Source organism: Chordicoccus furentiruminis (assembly GCF_019355395.1).
GTDB classification, from domain to species: domain Bacteria; phylum Bacillota; class Clostridia; order Lachnospirales; family Lachnospiraceae; genus Chordicoccus; species Chordicoccus furentiruminis.
Window position 1 is genome coordinate 1,018,973 of the sequence record NZ_CP048829.1, and the last position, 21,504, is coordinate 1,040,476.

Sequence of the window (21,504 nt, forward strand, 5' to 3'; positions counted from 1 at the left end):
CTGCTCTCACCATGGCGTTTCCGCCCCAAGAAACCGCACTTCCGGAACCAGCGTGACACCGGACGTGTCCCTCACCCGGTCCCGTACATCACAGATCAGCCGGCAGACATCAGCGGCCGTCGCGCCGCCGGTATTGACGACAAAGCCGCAGTGTTTCTCGGAAACCTGGGCGCCTCCGACCCGGTAGCCCCTGAGTCCGGCGTCCATAATCAGCTTGCCCGCGAAATAGCCCTCCGGCCGCTTGAATGTGCTGCCGGCACTGGGCATCGTCAGCGGCTGCTTCTCTCTCCGTTTCCGGCTGAGCTCCTCCATCCGCTGCCGGATTTCCGTCTCCGAACCCTCCGTCAGCCCGATCCGCGCACCGAGAATCACCGAACCGTCGTCCATGAAGCGGCTGTGCCGGTAACCGAGCTCCGCCTCCGCTGCCGGAACCGTCCGCATCCTGCCTTCCGGTGTCAGACAGTCGACGGAGCGCAGAACCTGCTTCATCTCGCCGCCGTACGCCCCCGCGTTCATCAGGCAGGCGCCGCCCAGGGTTCCGGGGATGCCTCCCGCAAACTCAAAGCCGGTCAGCCGTCTTGCCAGCGCCTCGCTCGCGATCGCCGAAAGCGACGCGCCGGCCTCGCAGACCAGCTCGTCCCCCTCCGGGCGCACCGCGCCGTACTCGCGTCCGAGACGGATCACTGTCCCTCGAAAACCGTCATCGGAAACCAGCAGATTGCTCCCGTTTCCCATCAGAAAGCAGGGTATTTCCTGCGCCCGGCAGAGCTTCAGTGTGTCCCGGATCTCCTCCGCCGAATGCACCGTCACAAAGTAATCCGCCGGACCGCCGATCCGAAACGTCGTATGAAGCCGCATCGGCTCATCCGTGAGGACCGCGCCGCGGCCGGCAATCTGTTCAAGCGCCTCAGCAAACGTCAGTCCGCTCATTGTTCCGCTTCTCCGTTCCCGTCTTCCGTATCGCCGGTATCATCTGTCACGTCCCCGCCGCCGTCTTCGTCACCGCCGGTATCGCCTTCCGCGTCTTCGTCTTCACCTGTATTATTCTGATCCTCATCGGTGCCGCCGTCATTGTCTCCGGTGTCACCGGTGCCATCGCCGCTGTTCTCATCCGTATTCGTGTCTGTGTTCCCGTCGTCTCCGGTCTTCTTCGTCTCCGCGGCGGCCGCCGTCCCGTCGGCCGCGTCCGAACTGGCGCTGCTCAGCTTCTTCTTCGCGGCATCGCTCAGATACTGCATCGCGTTCTCCGACTGCGTCGAATTCGGGAATGTCTGCACGATCTGCGTGAAGATCTCATCTGCTTTGTCCTGATTGCCGCTGAGCCGGTATGCATGAGCGAGGTAATTGAGCACATCATAATCCGACGCGTCGATCGCACGGGCAGCCTCCAGCTTTGTGATCGCCGACGCGTAGTCCGCCTTCGAGAAGGCTTCGAGTCCGACCTTCTTGTAGGCGGCCATCAGATAATCCTTCAGCTGGGAGCTCAGACCGTCATAAACCGACTTCGCCTCCGCTGACAGCTGGCTGGCGTCAATATCGGCGAGCGCCTCCGCGGCCGTATCGTATGTCCCGTTATTGTAGGCGTTCTGAGCGGAGATCAGGTTGTCGTAGCTCGACGATTTGGCGTTCGCCGCCTCGATCTTCTCCTTCGCCGTATCCACCGTTTCCTGCGACGCCTTGATCTGGTCGTTCATCGTCTGGATCTGGGAGGCGTATACCGCCATATCGGACGAGTAGCGGGTGATTTTCTCGTTGGCCGCCCGGTTGATGTTCTTCGTATAGGCAGGTATGAAGAGAAACCAGATCGCCGCGGCGCCGATCAGCGCGCCCAGCAATACATTAAGGAAGGAAAAGCTCCTCGTTCCCCCGTTCGCCCGGAAAAAGGCCGGCGATCCCGACGTCCGCTCCGAGCCGGCCGGATCCGGTTCGGAAGGTTCCGGTTCCCGGTTTCCGCGGAACGGGAAACGGGATTCAAGCGAAGTCGCCGTCCCCGTCTGCTCATCAACCTCATGAAGAAACCGAAGCGTCGTGGTGTTCGTCCGGTCGATCCGAATCGCCTTCTTCAGCAGCCGCCTCGCCTTCTCGTATTCCTTCTTATGAATATAGAGCAGCGCCAGCAGATGATAGCCCTTGATCAGCTTCGGATTCTGGGCCAGAATCTTCTTGAGCTGGATCAGCGCCACATCCTCGTTTCCCTCAAGGCAGTTCTCGAGCGCGATGTTGTACTTTTTGATCGTCTGGTTGATGATATCCAGCCGGTTCGCGTCCTGCTGCAGGATCCGGATATACTCCGCCGCAATATTATCCTCCGGCTGGATGTTCTTCGAAATCACCCACTCGGAGAGCGCGGCAACTACCTCGCCGGTTTCGAAGTAGACGAGACCCAGCAGATTTCTCGCCGGCACGTTCAGCTTGTTGAATTTCAGACTCCGCTTCAGCTGGTCGATCGCGCCGCTCAGATCACGCACCTGAGCCTTCTCAAGTCCCTGATTGTAATAGAGCCCCGACAGGACGATTGCCTGCTTCTGAACGGAGACATCGCAGCCGCATTTCGGACAGTACGCGGAATCCGTCAGCTCCGCGCCGCAGTTCATACATTTCATCGATTATCTGCCCTTCTCACTCGTGGAGGTCTCCTTCAGCATTTCCTTCAGAATATCGATCACATCCGTCAGATCCCGGGAGTAGATGGCGCCTTCCGCCTCATCCACGTCCAGAGACGGCTTGAATTTTTTCAGTTCCTCTTCATAGTTGATCATGGATTATCTCCTCCGTCTCACCGGCAAGATACAGACTGCCGCAGATAAACAGCCGGTCCCGGCCCTGTCTCCTTCGCGCCTCCCGGAAGGCGTCCCGGAAATCCGCCACCGCCACCGCGTCCGGACGCCCGGCGCGATGGAACAGTTCCACAAGGCTCCCGGCATCGGATTTTCGCGATCCCTCGATCTCCGTCACGAAGATGCAGGACCAGTCGAGCCCCTGCGCCAGCTCCCGGATCATCTCGGAATAGTCCTTGTCATTGACCGCTGAGAACAGAAGCACGCCTCTCTTTCCCTGTAAAATGCATCCGGCGGCTTCGAGAAACCGGCGTATCCCGTCCGGATTGTGGGCGCCGTCAAGATAGACGCCGGGAAGAATCTCCTCCATCCGGGCCGGCCAGCGCATCGACAGGAGTCCTGTTCGGACCGTATCGGCTGTCAGATCCCCGAAGCGGGACGGATCCGTCTCACGCAGAACCTTCAGGGCCATCAGCGCCAGCGCCGCGTTGGATACCTGATAGGGTGCGTTGGCCCTGACCGAAAAAGCCGTATGTCCATCATAGCGGAAGGATGTGGAAAAATCAATCTCACCCTTCCGAAGCGATTCGATTTTGTAATCGGCGGGCAGAACCGGGTAGAGCGGCGAACCGGCTTCCTCCGCGGACTGCCGGAAAACCGGAAGCGCCTCCTCGTCGGAGCCGTCGCAGACGCAGGGCACGCCCCGTCTCATGATGCCGGCCTTCTGGGCCGCGATCTCCGGGATGGTCTGCCCGAGGTATTTCATATGATCGAGGCTGATCGACGTGATGACGGAAAGCACCGGACGGTCGATCGCGTTCGTCGCGTCATGAAGACCGCCCATGCCGCACTCCAGAATCGCCGCATCCGCCTTCCGCTCCGAAAACCAGGTGCAGGCCATCAGAAACAGCAGCTCGAAATACGACGGTGCGGGCGCGCCCGCCCTCACCTCCCGGTCAATCACGTTCCTGACCCGTTCGTACAGTCCGGCGAACTCCTCATCTCCGATCTCTTCTCCTCCGATCCGGAACCGCTCGTTAATCCGGCGCAGATGCGGGGAAGTAAACAGGCCGCAGGTGCGTCCGCCCGCCCGCAGCACCGATTCCAGATAGGCGCAGACTGACCCCTTTCCGTTCGTTCCCGCCACATGGATGAGGGGAATCCGCCGATCCGGATCCCCCAGCGCATGCAGCAGTCTGCGTGTCTCTTCGGTTGTATTCTTGATCGATTCCGTGCCGACCGCTTCGATCGCGTCGACCGCTTCCCGATACGTCATGACGCCTTCTCTCTGATTTGCCTGTCCGCTTCCGAAAAGGCCGGCTCCTGTTCATTGCCCGCCGCATCGTTGAGCACGGACTCCGCCTGTGCCATCACACTTTCCGGAACGGAACCCGTCTTCTCATCCGTGCCCATATCCGCCAGACGCCCGACGCCGTAGACCAGGGTGTTGGACGTGCTCAGGATGCCGTGCGTGCTGGAGTTGCTCTGTACGGCGACGTTGACCCAGTCTCCCTTCTGAAGCGTCACATTCCGCACCAGCAGCGTCCCGCTGTCGAGGAAGGTCGTGTCGGCGAGCTCGCTGTTCACCTGGAACTTACAGCTCTGGGTGAAGTTCTCCCCGTATACGTAGTAGACACCGTTCGCGGAAACCTTCTGGACCCGGTCCACCCGGACCGGCTTCACGCCCAGCGCCAGCACCGATTTCGAGAACGGATTCGTCTTGCCGTAGACGTACCGCTTCCCGTAGAGCATATCATACTGGAGCACCTGCATGTCGTAGAGGTAGTTCTCGTTCTTCTGCATCGTCTGCTGGAAGTTGAACATCGTGCCGATATGATAGCCGAGACGCGTGCAGAGCTCCGCCACAGCCTGATAGGCAGTGATCGTCTTCACGCTCCGCTTCTGTCCGTTCAGATTGCTCCAGATCAGATAGTTCGTCTGGAAGATCGTTCCGCCCCTGAGGTCGCGGTCGCTAAGCCCCATCGTCGGCAGATGATCGCCGTAGAACAGGCAGATCGTCGGCTCGCCCCGTTCCTTCAGCGCATCGATCAGATCCGCGACGAAGCGGTCCTCCTCGTAGATCTGGTTTGTGTAGTACTCCCACGCGCAGTTCTTCTCATCGCTCCCCGCTCCGCTCACGCGGATCTTCGGATCGGCGATCGTCGGCTCCGTCGGATACGCGCCGTGCGGCTGTACGGAAACCGTGAAGACGAAATCCTGATGGTCCGTCGAATCCAGCGCGTCCTCGATGGGCCGGATCAGATTCTCGTCCCGCATCCAGCCGTTCTCGTTGACATCATTCTGCGTATCCATGTACTCGCCGGAGGTGAAAGAGTTGAATCCGAGATTCGCGTACACCTTCCGCCGTCCGTAGAAATTGGCCTCGTTGTTGTGCACGGCATGACTCGAATATCCGAGCTTCGCGAGGTCAAAGGCCGCGCTTTCGCAGGTTTCCTTGCGGAGAATGCCCTTGTAGGGATACTCGCCGGCCCCGAAGAAGCGGAGGCTCATGCCCGTCAGCGTCTCGAACTCCGTGTTGACGGTACCGGCGCCCACAGTAGGCACCGTGTAGTAGCCGTTCGAATACGTTTTCGACAGCTTGTGCCAGTTGGGCAGCGGATCCTCGCTGAATTTCAGCCCTCTCACCCGCGTCGGGTCAAAGAAGGACTCCAGCTGGACGATCACGATGTTCGGCTTGTCATCCGAGGCTTCTGTCTCCGTGATCTTTCCTTCCTCACCCACAATTCCTTCCACCAGCTTCTCCGAGTAGCCGTTCGGCTGGGTGATGCCCGTGTCGAAGATCGTCACGGAGAGGCTGTAAGGAAAACCGTAGTCCAGATAGGCGGACGCGATGTTGCTGAAATAGGAGGACAGCTGTCTCGCGGCCAGTCCCCACTGAGTGAAGCCGTACAGCGCGGCGCAGGACCCGATGAAAACGGGAATCCAGATCCGCAGGCGGAGCGGTCCGCCGTAGGACGGCGAGGTGAACAGGTACCGTACCAGCGCGATCAGCCCGAGTACGATCAGAACCAGAAGGATGATCGTAACGGATTTGCTGAAGTACTTTCCGGATACGCTCAGCGCCTCGCTGATCATACCGAAGTCCGGCCCGGTGAGCGGGGTCACCCGGTTCGCCAGTATGATGCCGTTGGCCGCGCCGAGGGCAAACCAGAACACCGTCACCAGCAGCCGGTAAAAGGACCTCTTCCGGATCAGAAAGGCCGGGAGCGTCGTCACGAAAATCAGAAACGCGTTGTAGAAGAAAACCTTCGTCCGCTCATCCGCAAACTGCCAGGCGGCCGGAATCGAATGCCGCGCCATCGCCTCGATCAGGAAGTAGCCGAGTACGCTGCAGATTCCGTGGAGCAGCAGCGCGTACCGGTTGAGTGCCGCGGTCCTTTTCGCTCTCCGTTCTTCCTGCGCCGGGCTGACGGATTTCGTCTTCTTTTTCATCAGTACTTTCTTCATTCTTTACCTGTCCGCCGGCCGGCCCCAAAGGCCGGCCGGCGCCTTCCGACTCGCTCCGGACACCCCTCCGATCCGCTTTCAGTGCCCCTGATACTGCTGAAGCTGCGCCTCGATCTGGCGCTTTCTGTTCTGATAGTCGACCAGCTTCGCACGCTCGGCCTCCACCTTGGCCGCGGGTGCCTTGTTCACGAAATTCGGGTTGCCGAGCATACCGTTCGACCGCGCGATCTCCCGATCCATCTTCTCGTTCTCCGCCGTCAGACGGGCGATCTCCTTCTCCCGGTCCACCAGCTCTTCAAGCGGAATATAGGCTGTCGCGCTGCTGGTCACCACCGATACCGCGTCCTCCGCGACGCCGGTCTTGTCCTCCTGCACCGTGATCGTCCGGGCGAAAACCATTCTCTCGATATCGCCCAGCGACGCCGTCAGCTTCCGGAGCTCCTCTGTGGCGGCCGCGTCCCGTCCCACGAGAATCAGATCGGTCTTCGTCTTCGCCGGCACGTTCATCTCCGTCCGGACGTTGCGGATCCCGCGCACAAGCTCCTGATAGCCGCTGATCAGCTTCTCGTCCTCCGGGAAGGAGCGCGCCGGGTCGAAAACCGGCCAGGACGCGGTCATCACCGTCTCCGCGTCCGGGTAAAGCGTGCAGTAGATTTCCTCCGTGATGAACGGCATGAAGGGATGCAGCAGCTTCATCGAGTCACCCAGCACCTTCTTCAGCGTCCAGAGCGCCGCGTTCTTCGCCCGGCGTCCTTCCTCCGTCGTGTCGCCGAAACGGAGCTTCACCATCTCGATGTACCAGTCGCAGAACTCATCCCAGAGGAAGTCATGGACCTTCTGCACCGCGATGCCCAGCTCATAGCGCTCCATGTTGTCGGTGACATCCCGGATCACGGTGTTCAGCCGGGAGAGAATCCAGCGGTCCGCCGGGGTGAAGTCGTCCTGATCCGGAGCGCTCAGCTCTCCCTCCGGCAGATTCATCATGATGAAGCGGCTCGCGTTCCAGATCTTGTTGGCAAAGTTGCGGCTGGCCTCCACCTGTTCCCAGTAGAACCGCATATCGTTTCCGGGTGCATTCCCCGTCATCAGCGTGAGCCGCAGCGCGTCCGCCCCGTACCGGTCGATGACCTCCAGCGGATCGATGCCGTTGCCCAGCGACTTCGACATCTTCCGGCCCTGGGAATCCCGGACCAGTCCGTGAATCAGGACATGATGGAACGGGCACTTCCCGGTCTGCTCATAGCCGGAGAAGACCATCCGGACGACCCAGAAGAAGATGATGTCGTAGCCCGTCACGAGCACGTCCGTCGGGTAGAAATAGTCATATTCCGGCGTTTTCTTCGGCCATCCCAGTGTCGAGAAGGGCCAGAGTGCCGAAGAGAACCAGGTATCCAGCGTATCCGGATCCTGATCAAACTCATGGCCGCCGCAGTCCGGACAGGTATCCGGCATCTCCCTCGCCACGACCATCTTCCCGCAGTGCCGGCAGTAATAGGCCGGGATCCGATGGCCCCACCAGAGCTGTCTCGAGATGCACCAGTCATGGATATTTTCCAGCCAGTGCAGATAGATCTTGGTGTACCGTTCCGGCACGAAGGTGAGATCGCCGTTCTTCACGGCCTCGATCGCCGGCTTCGCCATCTCGTCCATACGGACGAACCACTGCTGCTTGATCATCGGTTCCACCGTGGTGCCGCAGCGGTCATGGGTACCGACGGCGTGCGTATGGGGCACCACCTTCACCAGAAGGCCCTGACGGTCCAGCTCCTCCACCATCCGCTTCCGGGCCTCGTAGCGGTCCAGTCCGGCGTAGACGCCGCAGCGGCTGTTCATGGTGCCGTCGTCGTTCAGAATGTTGATCTCCTCGAGATGATGGCGTTTCCCCACCTCGAAATCGTTGGGGTCGTGAGCCGGCGTGATCTTCACGCAGCCGGTGCCGAAATCCCGGTCCACATATTCGTCGGTGATCACCGGAATCACCCGGTCGGTGAGCGGCAGACGCAGCTGCTTCCCGATCAGATGCTGATAGCGGGGATCCTCCGGATTCACCGCCACGGCCGTGTCGCCGAGCATCGTCTCCGGGCGGGTCGTGGCGATCTCCACGAACTGCCCTTCTTCGCCGACGATGGGATAATTGATATGCCAGAAGAAGCCGTCCTGGTCCTCGTGCTCCACCTCGGCGTCCGAGATCGTGGTCTGGCACTTCGGGCACCAGTTGACGATCCTCGAGCCCTTGTAGATGTACCCTTTCTCATACAGCTTCAGGAAAACCTCGAGCACCGCGTCCGAGCAGCCCTCGTCCATCGTGAAGCGCTCCCGCTCCCAGTCCGCCGATGAGCCCAGCTTGTGCAGCTGGCGGATGATCCGGCCGCCGTACTCCTTTCTCCAGTCCCAGCAGTACTTCAGGAACTCGTCCCGCCCGATCTTCTCCTTGTCGATGCCCTTCTCGCGGAGCGCGTTCGTCACCTTCACCTCGGTGGCGATGGCGGCGTGGTCCGTACCCGGCTGCCACAGCGCCTCATAGCCCTGCATCCGTTTCCAGCGAATCAGGATGTCCTGCATCGTGTTATCGAGCGCGTGCCCCATATGGAGCTGGCCCGTGATGTTGGGCGGCGGCATCACGATCGTGAACGGTTTCCTGTCCGGATTCACCTTCGCGTGAAAATAGCCCCCGTCCAGCCATTTCTGGTAGAGACGGTCCTCCAGTCCCTTCGGGTCGTACGTCTTTGCGAGTTCCTTCTTCATGTTGTCAGCTTTCTCCTTACTGTAAGAAATGCAGTTCTCGATTTATTCCTCCCACGGAGCCTTTGCGGCTTCGCCGGCCGGGTCACGGAGCGAACCGGGCTCTTCCCCGGCCTCCGTCTTCTCTTTCCGGTCGGACGGCGCCTCCTCCGCGGATTCTGACCACGCGGGCGAACCGGACGGCTCCCGGACTTCCGGACCTTCAGCTCCGGCCGCCGCCTTCCCGCTCCCGTCCTGCGGCGCGGGGCGCATCTCGAGAAGCTTCTTCCTGAGCTGCGTCTCCAGAGCGGCAAGGTCCTTCTCGGCCTGAAGACGTTTCTCCCTTCCCTCCGTCTGAATCCGGGTCACCTCATCCAGCGTCTGGATCAGCGACTCGTTCGTCGCCTTCAGCGTCTCCATATCGACGATTCCCCGCTCGGAAGCCTTCGCTGCAGCGACGGTGGTGCTCTTCAGCTTCTCCGCGTTCTTCAGAAGAAGCTGATTGGTCATATCCGTGACCTCGCTCTCCGCCTGGGCGGCGCGGCCGGAATTTTCAAGGCCGAGCGCCAGCACCATCTGGTTCTTCCAGAGCGGAATCGTGTTGACAACGGTGGACTGGATCTTTTCCACCATAACCGAGTCATTGTTCTGGATCATCCGGATCTGCGGGGCGGTCTGCATCGCGACCGTTCTCGTGAGCTCCAGATCGTGAATCTTCTTCTCGAACCGGACGATCTGGTTCTCGAAATCCCGGGCCGCCTCGGCGTCCTCGGTGAGCCCCGATTCCTTTGCCTTCTGGGCGAGAGCGGGAAGCGTCGTGTTCCGGGCCTCCTCGATCTTCACGCGGCCCGCCGCGATATACATCGAGAGGTTCCGGTAATACTCGAGGTTCTGGTCGTACATCCGGTCCAGCATCGCCACGTCCTTCAGAAGGCGGACCTGATGCGTCTTCAGCATGTCGGCCACCTTGTCCACATTGGCCGATGCCGTCTCGTAGCCGGTCATCAGCTCCTCCATCTTCTTCGCCGGCTTCCTGAAAAGGCCGAAGAAGCCGCTCTTTTCCGGCTTCGTCTCCGGGCTGAAGGATTTCAGATCCGTGATCACACCCGTCAGCAGCGCTCCGGTTTCCCCCAGATCCTGCGTCTTCACGCTGTTCAGGATCGAGTCGGAGAAGTCAGCCATCTTCTTCTGCACGCCGCTGCCGTAGCTGATCACCGTCTGCGTGTCGCTGATCCGGATCGTCTCCGCGAAGCTGCGGATCTGCGCCTTCTCAGTCTCGGAAAAATGCCCGGTCCGCTCGATCGGATCCGGAGACAGGCTGTCGGTTCCGGTCATCAGCGCATCCGTTCCCGCTGCCGCCGTTTCTGTCCTCTTCTCTGCTTCCATACGCATCCTTTCCGCCTTGATCGGCTTTTGTTCTTTTCCTCAGGTCCACCCTCATGCCCGGGCGCCAAGGTCGTCCTTCGTGAGCCCCTCCTGCTTCATCATCATCTTCATCACCTGAATATCCGCGCTCACATCCATCGCCTGATCGCGGAAGAAGCCGTCAAGCAGCTTCCCGAAGGCGTCGTTGATGGAGTCGAGCGAATCGGCGATCTCCTTCTTTGACCGGCGGACCGTCTCGCCGTCCGCCCCCTGCCGGTCCATCTCCGCATAGGCGCTGACCAGCTTCGCCGTGGTGGGAAGATAATAATTCATAAACATGCCGAGCCGGGACGCCAGAGACGGACGGCTTTTCACCTCGCTGAAAATCCGGCGCACGGTTTCCTCCATCCGGTCCAGCTTGTCCGAGATCGCCGGATCGCCGATCTCGTCGTTGGCCCGGCGGATCGTTTCGATGTAAGCCTCGCCCTTCGTCAGAATGTCGCGGACCTCCGGCGCGATCTGCTCCTCCTTCTTTCTGGCCGCCTCTTCCGCTTCCTTTCTTTCCCTGTCCCGCGCCGCGGCCGCCTGATACTGGAGATAAAGCTCGTCCGAAGCGATAAAGCAGCTCTTCGCCGCATCAAAATGCCCCTGACGGATCTTTCCCTCGCGGCAGAAGCCCTCGAGGTCCTCCACAGCCTGCGCTTCCGTCCGGCCTGCGGCCCGGGCGAGATCCTTTACGCCCGCGTACAGCCGGGGCAGCAGCATCTCCCGGTAGATCCGGAACCGTTCCGCCTTCTTTCCGGCGCGGAATCCCCGGACGGCCAGCAGAGCGCCCAGCGCCGCCGCCGCGCCGAAGCAGGCGGCAAGCGGCATCATCAGCGAGGTGACATGCGCAGCGAGCAGCCCGAACCCCAGCGTCATCAGACCGAAGATCACGGCCAGCGCCGCCCCCACTATACCAAGGATCTTTTTCCCCTCGGCGCCGTCCGGCGCGGCGAAGAACCGCTCCGGATGCGCGGTCTGGGGCGGCACGGCCGGCTTTGTCTCCTGACCGCCGCTCCGGGACCCGTCCGGGTCCAGCGCGGACAGGGCCGCGTGACGGATGATCCCTCCGATCGTCGCGCTCAGTCCGGAAAAGTCCTTCGTGCTCATGGCTTCATCCACCGCGTCGGCTGCCTGCTGCGCGGCCCGCTTCATCTCATCCTGTATCACGTCGTCTCTCCGTGTGTGGCAGACCGTTTTCCGGTCTCATGCTGCACCAAAAGAAGCACATATATATCGATACTATATCACATTCGCGCCGGCAATTCACTAGCCACTCTGTCGAATTGCGGAGGGCCGCTCCGGCTGTCTTCCGAATTGCCGCCATTTTTCAAAAATTCCGTCCGACACGCGAAAAATATGGTACACTCTCCATAAGCAGGCCTTCTGTATCTGCACGTCTGACGTCCGCAGAAGCAGGAAGACTTTTTATTATTTAACTCGTATAGCAGGGAGGAGTAGATCAGTTATGGCAGAAGTAGAAACCATGGCCATGCACGATGCTGAGATTGATCAGCAGACAAGGAAGCTCCACGAGGGGGAGCTCGTCACCGGCGTCGTCGCCGGCGTGTCGGATTCGGAGGTGACCGTTGACCTCGGCACCTACGCGTCCGGCATCATCCGCGCACTGGATTATTCCGCGGATCCGGGATTTTCACTGAAGAACGATGTCCATGTGGGCGACGAGGTGAGCGCGGTCGTGCTCCGGGCGGAGGACGGCAACGGCAATATCCTCCTGTCCCGCCGTGAGGCGGTCGAGCAGCAGGCATGGGATCGGTTCCAGAAAATGATGGAGGACGGAACCGTCACCGACGTCAAGGTCGCCGATGCGGTCAAGGGCGGCGTCGTGGCGTATCTGGACGGCATCCGCGCGTTCATCCCGGCTTCCCATCTCGCGCTCAGCTATGTGGAGGATCTGAACACCTTCAAGGGAAAGACCGTTCCGGTCCGGATCATCACGGTGGACCCGGAGAAGAAGCGTCTGGTTCTCTCCTCCCGTGAGGTGCTCCGCGAGCGCAGAGAGGCGGAGAAGGCGGAGCGGATCTCCAACATCCATCCGGGCCTTGTGACCGAGGGAACCGTACAGTCCCTGCAGCCCTACGGCGCGTTCGTCTCGCTGGGCGACGGGGTGGACGGTCTTGTCCATATCTCCCAGATCTCTTCCGCAAAGCGCCTGAATCATCCGAAGGAAGCGCTTGAGGTCGGCCAGAAGGTCAAGGTGAAGGTCACCGGCGTGAAGGACGGCAAGATCTCCCTTTCCATGAAGGCACTGGACGAAGCGGCCGCCGAGCCGGTTGAGGAGGAGCGCGTCGAACTTCCGAAGGAAGAAGCGCTGACCACCAGTCTGGGCTCCCTGCTGAAGAACATTCATCTGTGAGAACAGTCCCGGCCGTCCGGGAACGGCGCTCCGCCGTTCCCGGAACCGGAGGAAAGAAGGGCGCCCGCCGGATCACATCCGGCGGGCGCCCTTCTTTTGTATTCTGATTGTATTCTGTTCCGTTTCCGCCCCGTTCAGTCGTCGTAGCCCGGCAGCGGAGGCTGTCCCGGACGGCCATGGCAGTTCTTGTACTTCTTTCCGCTTCCGCACGGGCATGGATCATTCGGATAAATCTTCCTGTGCTTGCGGGTCACCGGCTTTTTCACGCCGGCGTCGTCGTCCTTGTTCGTTCCGGTGACCTTGGCGGCGGGCTCGCGCTCCACCTTCTCCTGAAGCCGGACATGGAAGAGGACGCGGACCGTCTCCTCCTGAATCTGGTGCGTCATCTCCTCGAACATCTGGAAGCCGTACATCCGGTACTCGACCTTCGGATCATGCTGGGCAAAGGCCATCAGCCCGATGCCCTGACGAAGCTGCTCCATATCGTCGATATGGTTCATCCACCGCGCGTCGATGACGCGAAGCAGCACGACGCGCTCCAGCTCGCGGATCCGTTCCTCGCCCGGGAATGCATTCTCAAACTCCGCTTCCTTCTCCTCGTAGAGGGAGGCGGCCTCCTCCTTGATCAGCTGCTTCAGCTTGTCGCGGTTCATTCCGCTGACCGATTCCTCCGTCAGCGGCTTCACCGGGATCACCGGAAGCAGCAGCTGATTGAGGGATGTGAGGTCAAACTCGGAAGGATCCTGATCCTCGCCGATGGTCGTATCGACGAACCGCGAGATCACGGCGTCCGTCATCCCGAAGATCTGGTCGCGCATATTCTCGCCGTCCAGCACCTTGCGCCGCTGCTCGTAGATAATCTCACGCTGGTCGTTGTTGACCTGGTCGTATTCGAGCAGGTTCTTGCGGATTCCGAAGTTATTGCCCTCGATCTTCTCCTGCGCCTTCTCGATGGCGGAGGAGAGCATCTTGTGCTCGATCTGCTCGCCTTCCGGCACGCCCAGCGCCTCAAACGTCTTGATCAGACGCTCCGATCCGAAGAGCCTCATCAGGTCGTCCTCGAGGGAGATGTAGAAGCGGGACTCACCCGGATCGCCCTGCCGTCCGGACCGGCCGCGGAGCTGATTGTCGATTCGCCGTGATTCATGCCGCTCGGTGCCGATGATCTTCAGGCCGCCCGCGGCTCTCGCCTCGTCATCCAGCTTGATATCGGTGCCGCGGCCCGCCATATTCGTCGCGATCGTGACCGCGCCGTGCTGACCGGCCTGCGCGACGATCTCCGCCTCCAGCTCGTGATACTTCGCGTTCAGCACGTTATGGGGAATTCCCTCCCGCTTCAGCAGCTTCGACACATGCTCGGAGACATCGATCGTGATCGTGCCGACCAGCACCGGCTGTCCCTTCGCATGCGCCTCCTTCACTGCCTCCACAACCGCGTGGTACTTCTCCTTCTTGGTCTTGAACACCGCATCGTTGTAGTCGATCCGCTGCACCGGCTTGTTGGTCGGGATCGTGACCACATCCATGCCGTAAATATCGCGGAACTCCTGCTCCTCCGTCGCGGCCGTACCGGTCATACCGCACTTCTTCGCGAATTTGTTGAAGAAATTCTGGAAGGTGATGGTCGCCAGCGTCTTTGATTCCTGCTTGACCTTGACGTGTTCCTTGGCCTCAATGGCCTGGTGAAGCCCGTCGGAATAGCGGCGGCCGGGCATGATACGGCCCGTGAAATCGTCGACGATCAGGATCTGATCGTCCTTCACGACATAATCCTGATCCCTGTGCATCAGATAGTTCGCCCGGAGCGCGAGATCGACGCCGTGCTGGATCTCGAGGTTCTCCGCGTCGGACAGGTTGTCGATATGAAAATACTGCTCCACCTTATGGACGCCCTGCTCGGTCAGCGTGACCAGCTTGTCCTTCTCGTTGACGATGAAATCGCCCGTCTCGGTGATCTCCTCGCCCATGATGGCGGCCATCTTGGTCATCTCGCCGGACGCCTCGCCCCGCTCCAGCTGTTTGGCGAGCACATCGCAGACCTCATAGATCTTCGTGGACTTCCCGCTCTGACCGGAGATGATCAGCGGCGTCCGCGCCTCGTCGATGAGCACCGAGTCCACCTCGTCGATGATGCAGTAGTGCAGCTCCCGCTGTACCAGCTGCTCCTTATAGAGCACCATATTGTCGCGGAGGTAATCAAAGCCCAGCTCGTTGTTTGTGATGTAGGTGATGTCGCAGTTGTACTGCTCGCGCCGCTCCTCCGGTTTCATGTCCTGCAGCACGCAGCCCACTGTGAGTCCCAGAAAGCGGTGCACCGCGCCCATCCAGTTGGCATCGCGGTTCGCCAGATAATCGTTGACCGTGACGACATCGACACCCTTGCCCTCCAGCGCATTCAGGTACGCGGGCAGCGTACAGACCAGCGTCTTGCCTTCACCGGTCCGCATCTCGGCGATCCGTCCCTGATGAAGGATAATGCCGCCCATCAGCTGCACCCGGAAATGCTCCATGCCCAGCACGCGGCGGGCAGCCTCACGGTTCACGGCAAAGGCTTCGACAAGCAGATCATCCAGCGTCTCGCCCTTCGCGAGCCGGTCCTTGAACTCCTGTGTCTTGCCGCGGAGCTGCTCGTCCGTCAGCTCGACCATCTGCGGACGCAGCGCCTCGATCTTGTCGACGAGGGGCAGAATCCGCTTCAGCTCATGCTCGCTGTGCGTGCCGAAAATCTTCGAAAATACACTCATGTATGCTGTTCTCCATCTGTTCTTCTGTGTGAATCCATCCGGCCGGATCCGGCCGGGATAAAGGATGCCGGCTGCGCGGAGTGCGGGCCGCCCGCAAGAGCGGCCGTTCCCGCTCCGTACGCCATTTTGCTATTATACCCCATGGCAGAACACAAGACAAGGCCGGACCCCTTACGGATCCGGCCCCGCCGTCTCCCGCGCCGCCCGCGCGGTCTTCTGTTACGCTTCCGGCTCAATCAGGCCGTAGGCGCCGTCCTTTCTCTTGTAAACCACATTCGTCGCCCCCGTTTCCGCATTCACGAAGACAAAGAACGAGTGCCCGAGCAGCTCCATCTGCACGCAGGCGTCCTCCGGATAAAGCGGCTTGATATCAAACTTCTTGGTACGAAGAATCCGGATCTCCTCGTCCTCCCCGTCATCCTGATCAAGGAACGCCTTCTGCAGACTTCCTCCCGCCTGATGACGGTCGACCAGCTTCGTCTTGTAGCGTCTGAGCTGACGTTCGATGACCTCCTCCACCAGATCGATGGACATATACATATCGCTGCTGACCTGCTCGGAACGGATGATCGTTCCCTTCATCGGGATCGTGACCTCGATCTTCTGCCTGTCCTTCTCCACCGAGAGTGTGACGTTCACCTGGGTATCCGGCGTAAAATAGCGTTCCAGCTTCCCGAGCTTCTCTTCAACCTGTCTGCGGAGCCGTTCGGTGATCTCAATGTTCTTGCCGCTGATTACAAACTTCATACCAGTCACCTCTTCTTCGTTTTATTGTCCAAAAATATCGCGATGGTGCCTGCTGTTTTTGGTAAATTCATTATAGTCGAAACGGCACGGACTGTAAAGATGACAAGCAGAAAAAGAGCCCCGGAACGCTCCGGAGCTCCTTCTTCCTTCTCTTAATTACGATGAACCGGCAGGCCGCCCCCGCCACCGGGCTCAGCGCCCCTCCGCGAACGCGACCACGTCGCGGTACGGCAGCTTTCCGCCGTAGATATCGAGGCCGGATCCGACAGTGAAATCGATCCGTCCGTCACCGATCGCGTAAAGCTCCTCCAGGTCCTCCATCGTCCGCACGCCGCCGGCGTAGGTCACAGTCTTGTCGCAGCTGTCCACCAGCAGACTCAGCAGCTCCTCGTCGATACCGCCGCCGACGCCCTCGTGGCTGATCGCGTGCACGAGAAACTCGCTGCAGTGCTCGCTCAGCGTCTCGAACAGCGACGCGTCCAGAGGCGTGTCGGTGAAGGTCTGCCAGCGGTCCGTCATGATGTAGTAGCCGTCCGCGCCGGGCTTGCGCGCGCAGGAAAGATCCAGCACGAGCCGGTCGCGCCCCACCGCCTTCTCCAGCGCACGGAGGTGATCAAAGGAAATCTCTCCGTTGTGGAAGACATAGGACGTCACGATCACATGGCTGGCGCCCGCCTCAAGCCAGCCGGCCGCGTTCTCCGCGGTGACGCCGCCTCCGGCCTGCAGCGCGCCCGGATAAGCCGCCAGCGCACGGAGTGCCTGCTGCCTGGTTGCCTCATAGTAGGGCGAGTCCGGCGCATTGAGAAGGATCACATGTCCGCCGCGGAGCCCGTCCCGGCGGAACAGCGACGCATACCAGTCCGCGTCATGCTCGGATACGTAGTTCTCTTCCGCCTGATCTCCGAAGTCCCGGAGCGTGCTCCCGATGATCTGCTTGACCTTTCCGTTATGAATGTCGATGCATGGCCGAAATCTCATCGCTCCTGAACATCCTCCCGTTTTCCGTCTGTCATCCCGTCATTCCTCCGTACGGGGCGCGCCGATGACGTCGCTCATGTCGTAGAGCCCGGGCGCGCGGCCGGCCAGAAAACGGGCCGCCGCCACGGCGCCCTTCGCGAAGACCGCGCGGGAATAAGCCGTATGACGGAACTCGATGACCTCGTCCTGCCCCGCAAACAGCACGTCGTGCACGCCGACGACGGTGCCGCCGCGCAGCGAGCTGATGCCGATCTCCTTCGGATCGCGCTTCGCGCGCCGCTCGTGACGGTCAAACGTGTATGAATACTGCCCCTGCATCGCCGCGTTAATGCTGTCGGCCAGCATCAGCGCGGTGCCGCTCGGCGCGTCCAGCTTCCGGTTGTGATGCATCTCGACGATCTCCGGATCGAAGCCGTTCGGGCAGAGCGTCTCCGCCGCCTGCTTCAGAAGTCTCATCAGCAGATTGATGCCGAGCGACATATTGCCGGACCGCAGGATCGCCACCTGCTCCGACGCTTCCTTCACGTTCTGTACCTGCACGTCCGTAAGCCCGGTCGTGCAGAGTACGATGGGGATCATCCGCTCCGCGCCGTAGGCGATCAGCTCGTCGACCGCCCCGGCCGTGGAGAAGTCGATGATGACGTCCGCCTCCTCCGTACACTCTGAGAGCGACCGGTAAACGGGGAACGTTTCTCCCTCTCCGCCTCTCGCGTCAACACCCGCCACGATTGTCATATCCGGCTCCTGCGCGCAGAGCGCCGCCACCGCGTGCCCCATATGGCCGCAGGCGCCATGAAGAATCACACTGATCATTGAATGCACCCGTATCCCTTCATCGCTTTCCTGAGCAGTTCCTGATGCGCCGGCTCCATCTCGGTGAGAGGCAGTCTCGGCTTTCCGACCTCCCAGCCCATCATCCGGAGCGCGGCCTTCACCGGAATCGGGTTAACCTCGGAGAACAGCGCGCGGATCAGCGGGAGCGCCTCGATCTGAAGGCCGGCCGCCTTCGGATAATCCCCTTCAAGGCAGGCCGCGACGATCTCGTGGGTTTTTCGCGGCGCCACGTTGCTCAGCACCGAGATCACGCCGATGCCGCCCAGCGCGCAGATCGGCACGATCTGATCGTCGTTCCCGGAATAGATATCCAGCGCGCCTTCCGCCAGCTCCGCCACTCTGGCGATCTGGCTGATATTGCCCGAAGCCTCCTTCACGGCAACGATCTGCTTCACGTTCTTTCCGAGAAAGGCAGCTGTCTCCGGAAGCACGTTGCAGCCCGTGCGGGACGGCACGTTATACAGGATGCAGGGAAGAGACGTGCTCTCCGCAATCGTCGTGTAGTGGGCGATCAGGCCGTTCTGCGTAGCCTTGTTGTAATAAGGCGTCACGAGAAGCAGACCGTCCGCGCCCGCCTCCTCGGCCCGTTTCGACATCATCACGGCATGGGCCGTGTTGTTCGACCCGGTGCCGGCGATGACCGGCACACGGTGAGCCGTCCGCTCCGCCGCGAAGCGGATGGCCTCGATATGCTCGTCGTCGTCGAGGGTCGGCGCCTCGCCGGAGGTTCCTACCGCGACGATCGCGTCCGTGCCGTTCTCGATCTGCCAGTCGATCAGGCGGCCGTACACATCGTAGTCGATACTGCCGTCTTCCTTCATCGGCGTCACGATCGCGACGCCCGCGCCTTTGAAAATTGCCATTTCAACCTCCTCGCGGTGCAACCCCGCTTTTTGTCCATTCACTATAGCATCGGCTTTCATCGCGTGTCAACCGCACCGGTCTGCGCCCGGATCCGGCCGGGAGCCTGACCGGTACTCAGACCGTGAACGCGGCGAAGCGGGCGCCGGCTGCCCGGGCGAGATCCGCCGTCTTCAGATGCAGCGTGGAACCGATCCTTCCTCCGGAGACGTAGATTTTTTCAAAGCCCTCCGCCTCCTCCGCGATGACCGTCGGGAACGCCTTCTTCATGCCGATCGGGCTGCATCCGCCCCGCACATATCCCGTGAGCGGCGTCAGATCCTTCACATGGATCATCTCCACCGATTTCTCGCCGACGGCCCGGGCGGCCGCCTTCAGATCCACCTCCCTGTCGATGGGCAGAACGAAGACATAGTGTTCCCCGCTCTTCCCCTGCATCACCAGTGTCTTGAAGGACTCCTCGTGGGAGACGCCCTCGAGATCCGCCACCTGAGAGCCGTCCTCGAAGTCCGGCACCTCGTACTGAAGAACCTCGTAGGGAATCTTCATCCGATCCAGCATTCGCATCGCGTTGGTCTTGATTTCCTTTTCCTTTCTGGCCATACTGTCTCCCTTCACTCAGCCGCCGCGCATCCGGCGGACAAGTCTGTCTCCGCTTTCCGGACGGATCCGCGTATCTTTCATGCCGTAAAAGAGCCTGCCCTTTCGCAGGCAGGCTCCATCGCACGGAAGCGCATCCGGCGGGTTTCTCAGTTTCGGAATCCCGCGCGCTTCCTCATTCTCGAATCAAGTATTTTCTTGCGGATGCGGAGGTTCTTCGGCGTCACCTCAAGCAGCTCGTCGGTGTCGATGAAGTCCAGCGCCTGCTCCAGCGAGAGGATCCGCGGCGGCGTCAGCGTCAGCGCCTCATCCGCGCTCGAGCTCCGCGTATTCGTGAGATGCTTCGTCTTGCAGACGTTGATCTCGATGTCCTCCGGCTTCGCGCTCTCCCCGACGACCATCCCGGCGTAGACCTCCGTCCCCGGCGTGATGAACAGCGAGCCGCGCTCCTGCGCCGCGAAGAGGCCGTAGGTCACCGCCACACCCGGCTCGAAGGCGATCAGAGAACCGTTCTTCCGGTAGCTGAACTCACCCTTGAAGGGGCCGTACTCATCGAAGGTGGTGTTGAGCACGCCCGTTCCCTTCGTCGCCGTGAGGAACGGTCCGTGGAAGCCGATCAGGCCGCGGGAAGGAATCGAAAACTCCAGCCGCTGCGTGCCGTCGGCCAGCGAGCTCATCCCCTGCAGCTCGCCCTTGCGCTCGGCGAGCATGCTGATCACCGTGCCGGCGAACTCCTGCGGGACGTCCACATAGGCGATCTCATAGGGCTCCAGTTTATGTCCCTTCTCGTCCTCCTTGTAGATCACCTCCGCCTTGGAGACGGCAAATTCATATCCCTCTCGGCGCATCCGCTCAATCAGAACCGACAGATGCAGCTCGCCGCGGCCCGAGACATGGAAGGTGTCGGTGCTCTCGGTGTCAGCCACCCGGAGCGAGACGTCCGTGTTGAGCTCGCGCATCAGACGGTCCCGGATCTGACGCGAGGTGCAGTACTTGCCCTCCCGGCCGGCAAGCGGGCTGTCGTTGACGATGAAGTTCATCGCGATGGTCGGCTCGGAGATCTTCTGGAACGGGATCGGTTCGTCGTCTCCCGGCGTGCAGATCGTGTCGCCGATCTGAAGATCGCCGATACCCGAGATCGCGACGATCGCGCCTACGTCCGCCCGCTGCACGTCGACCTTCTTCAGTCCGTCGAACTCGTAGAGCTTCGTGATTCTTGTCTTCTCGTGGATATCCGGGTTGTGGAAGTTGACCCGCATAATCTCCTGTCCGACGGCGATGGATCCGTTGTCCACCTTGCCGATGCCGATCCGGCCGACATATTCGTTGTAGTCGATGGTGGAGATCAGCACCTGCGTGCCCTTCTCCGGGTCGCCCTCCGGCGCCGGGATATAGTCAAGGATCGTGTCGAACAGCGGCTTCAGGTCCTTGTGCTCGTCGTTCAGGTCGCGGACGCAGTAGCCGTCACGCGCCGACGCGTAGAGGAACGGGCACTCGAGCTGCTCATCCGAGGCGTCCAGATCCATCATCAGCTCCAGCGTCTCGTCCACGACCTCCTCCGGTCTCGCCTCCGGGCGGTCGATCTTGTTGATGCAGACGATGACGGGAAGATCGAGATCCAGCGCCTTCTTCAGCACGAATTTCGTCTGGGGCATCGTCCCCTCGAACGCGTCCACCAGCAGGATGACGCCGTTGACCATCTTCAGCACACGCTCGACCTCGCCGCCGAAGTCCGCATGCCCCGGCGTATCGATGATATTAATCTTCACGCCCTTGTAGGTGATGGCGGTGTTTTTCGAAAGGATCGTGATGCCGCGCTCCCGCTCGATGTCGCCCGAGTCCATGACGCGCTCCTGCACCTCCTGGTTCTCCCGGAACGCGCCGCTCTGACGGAGCATTCCGTCCACCAGCGTCGTCTTGCCGTGATCGACATGCGCGATGATGGCAATGTTTCTGATATCTTCTCTCTTGATGATACTCATACGTCTCT

Annotated in this window: 16 protein-coding genes; 1 reads left to right on the forward strand and 15 read right to left on the reverse strand. The window is 60.9% G+C overall.

Annotation, left to right across the window (positions count from 1 at the left end; genetic code table 11):
- Positions 1-6: 6 nt before the first annotated feature.
- From murB to G4C92_RS04900, 8 genes are all read right to left on the reverse strand, one after another.
- Positions 7-930, reverse strand: a complete 924-nt coding sequence (gene murB, locus G4C92_RS04865; protein ID WP_274941463.1) for a UDP-N-acetylmuramate dehydrogenase — start codon at positions 928-930, stop codon at positions 7-9.
- Positions 927-2,603: a tetratricopeptide repeat protein gene (locus G4C92_RS04870; RefSeq protein WP_274941464.1), complete on the reverse strand. Its 1,677-nt coding sequence runs from the start codon at positions 2,601-2,603 to the stop codon at positions 927-929. The genes murB and G4C92_RS04870 overlap by 4 nt, the downstream gene beginning before the upstream one ends.
- Before the next feature lie 3 nt (positions 2,604-2,606).
- Positions 2,607-2,759 (reverse strand): hypothetical protein, encoded by a 153-nt coding sequence (locus tag G4C92_RS04875; protein ID WP_274941465.1) that lies wholly within the window; start codon positions 2,757-2,759, stop codon positions 2,607-2,609.
- The gene (locus G4C92_RS04880) at positions 2,746-4,053 is read right to left on the reverse strand and encodes a bifunctional folylpolyglutamate synthase/dihydrofolate synthase (RefSeq protein ID WP_274941466.1); all 1,308 of its coding nucleotides are present in this window, start codon (positions 4,051-4,053) and stop codon (positions 2,746-2,748) included. Before G4C92_RS04880 ends, G4C92_RS04875 begins: the two co-directional genes overlap by 14 nt.
- Positions 4,050-6,245: an LTA synthase family protein gene (locus G4C92_RS04885; RefSeq protein ID WP_274941467.1), complete on the reverse strand. Its 2,196-nt coding sequence runs from the start codon at positions 6,243-6,245 to the stop codon at positions 4,050-4,052. The genes G4C92_RS04880 and G4C92_RS04885 overlap by 4 nt, the downstream gene beginning before the upstream one ends.
- 78 nt (positions 6,246-6,323) lie before the next feature.
- Positions 6,324-8,990 (reverse strand): valine--tRNA ligase, encoded by a 2,667-nt coding sequence (locus G4C92_RS04890; protein ID WP_274941468.1) that lies wholly within the window; start codon positions 8,988-8,990, stop codon positions 6,324-6,326.
- Positions 8,991-9,032: 42 nt separating this feature from the next.
- Entirely contained in the window at positions 9,033-10,352 is a 1,320-nt protein-coding gene (locus G4C92_RS04895) for a toxic anion resistance protein (protein WP_274941469.1), read from the reverse strand.
- 51 nt (positions 10,353-10,403) lie between these two features.
- Positions 10,404-11,543 carry a 5-bromo-4-chloroindolyl phosphate hydrolysis family protein gene (locus G4C92_RS04900; RefSeq protein ID WP_274941470.1) on the reverse strand — a complete coding sequence of 380 codons (1,140 nt, stop codon included), beginning with the start codon at positions 11,541-11,543 and terminating at the stop codon, positions 10,404-10,406.
- Between the two features lie 298 nt (positions 11,544-11,841).
- Between G4C92_RS04900 and G4C92_RS04905 the strand changes: the two genes are divergently transcribed.
- Positions 11,842-12,750 (forward strand): S1 RNA-binding domain-containing protein, encoded by a 909-nt coding sequence (locus G4C92_RS04905; protein WP_274941471.1) that lies wholly within the window; start codon positions 11,842-11,844, stop codon positions 12,748-12,750.
- Between the two features lie 134 nt (positions 12,751-12,884).
- On the opposite strand, the gene secA is transcribed toward G4C92_RS04905, so the two are convergent.
- The 7 genes from secA to typA form a co-directional block, all read right to left on the reverse strand.
- Positions 12,885-15,494, reverse strand: coding sequence for a preprotein translocase subunit SecA (gene secA / locus G4C92_RS04910; protein ID WP_274941472.1), 2,610 nt, complete (start codon positions 15,492-15,494; stop codon positions 12,885-12,887).
- 219 nt (positions 15,495-15,713) lie between these two features.
- Positions 15,714-16,241, reverse strand: a complete 528-nt coding sequence (gene hpf / locus G4C92_RS04915) for a ribosome hibernation-promoting factor, HPF/YfiA family (RefSeq protein ID WP_274941473.1) — start codon at positions 16,239-16,241, stop codon at positions 15,714-15,716.
- 192 nt (positions 16,242-16,433) lie between these two features.
- On the reverse strand, positions 16,434-17,219 hold the full coding sequence (hisA, locus tag G4C92_RS04920; RefSeq protein WP_274941474.1) for a phosphoribosylformimino-5-aminoimidazole carboxamide ribotide isomerase: 786 nt from the start codon (positions 17,217-17,219) through the stop codon (positions 16,434-16,436).
- Positions 17,220-17,258: 39 nt separating this feature from the next.
- Positions 17,259-18,032, reverse strand: a complete 774-nt coding sequence (gene dapB, locus G4C92_RS04925; RefSeq protein WP_274941475.1) for a 4-hydroxy-tetrahydrodipicolinate reductase — start codon at positions 18,030-18,032, stop codon at positions 17,259-17,261.
- On the reverse strand, positions 18,029-18,916 hold the full coding sequence (gene dapA / locus G4C92_RS04930) for a 4-hydroxy-tetrahydrodipicolinate synthase (RefSeq protein ID WP_274941476.1): 888 nt from the start codon (positions 18,914-18,916) through the stop codon (positions 18,029-18,031). The genes dapB and dapA overlap by 4 nt, the downstream gene beginning before the upstream one ends.
- 115 nt (positions 18,917-19,031) lie before the next feature.
- Positions 19,032-19,517, reverse strand: coding sequence for a Cys-tRNA(Pro) deacylase (gene ybaK, locus G4C92_RS04935; RefSeq protein WP_274941477.1), 486 nt, complete (start codon positions 19,515-19,517; stop codon positions 19,032-19,034).
- 146 nt (positions 19,518-19,663) lie between these two features.
- Positions 19,664-21,496 carry a translational GTPase TypA gene (gene typA, locus G4C92_RS04940; RefSeq protein WP_274941478.1) on the reverse strand — a complete coding sequence of 611 codons (1,833 nt, stop codon included), beginning with the start codon at positions 21,494-21,496 and terminating at the stop codon, positions 19,664-19,666.
- Positions 21,497-21,504 lie beyond the last annotated feature (8 nt).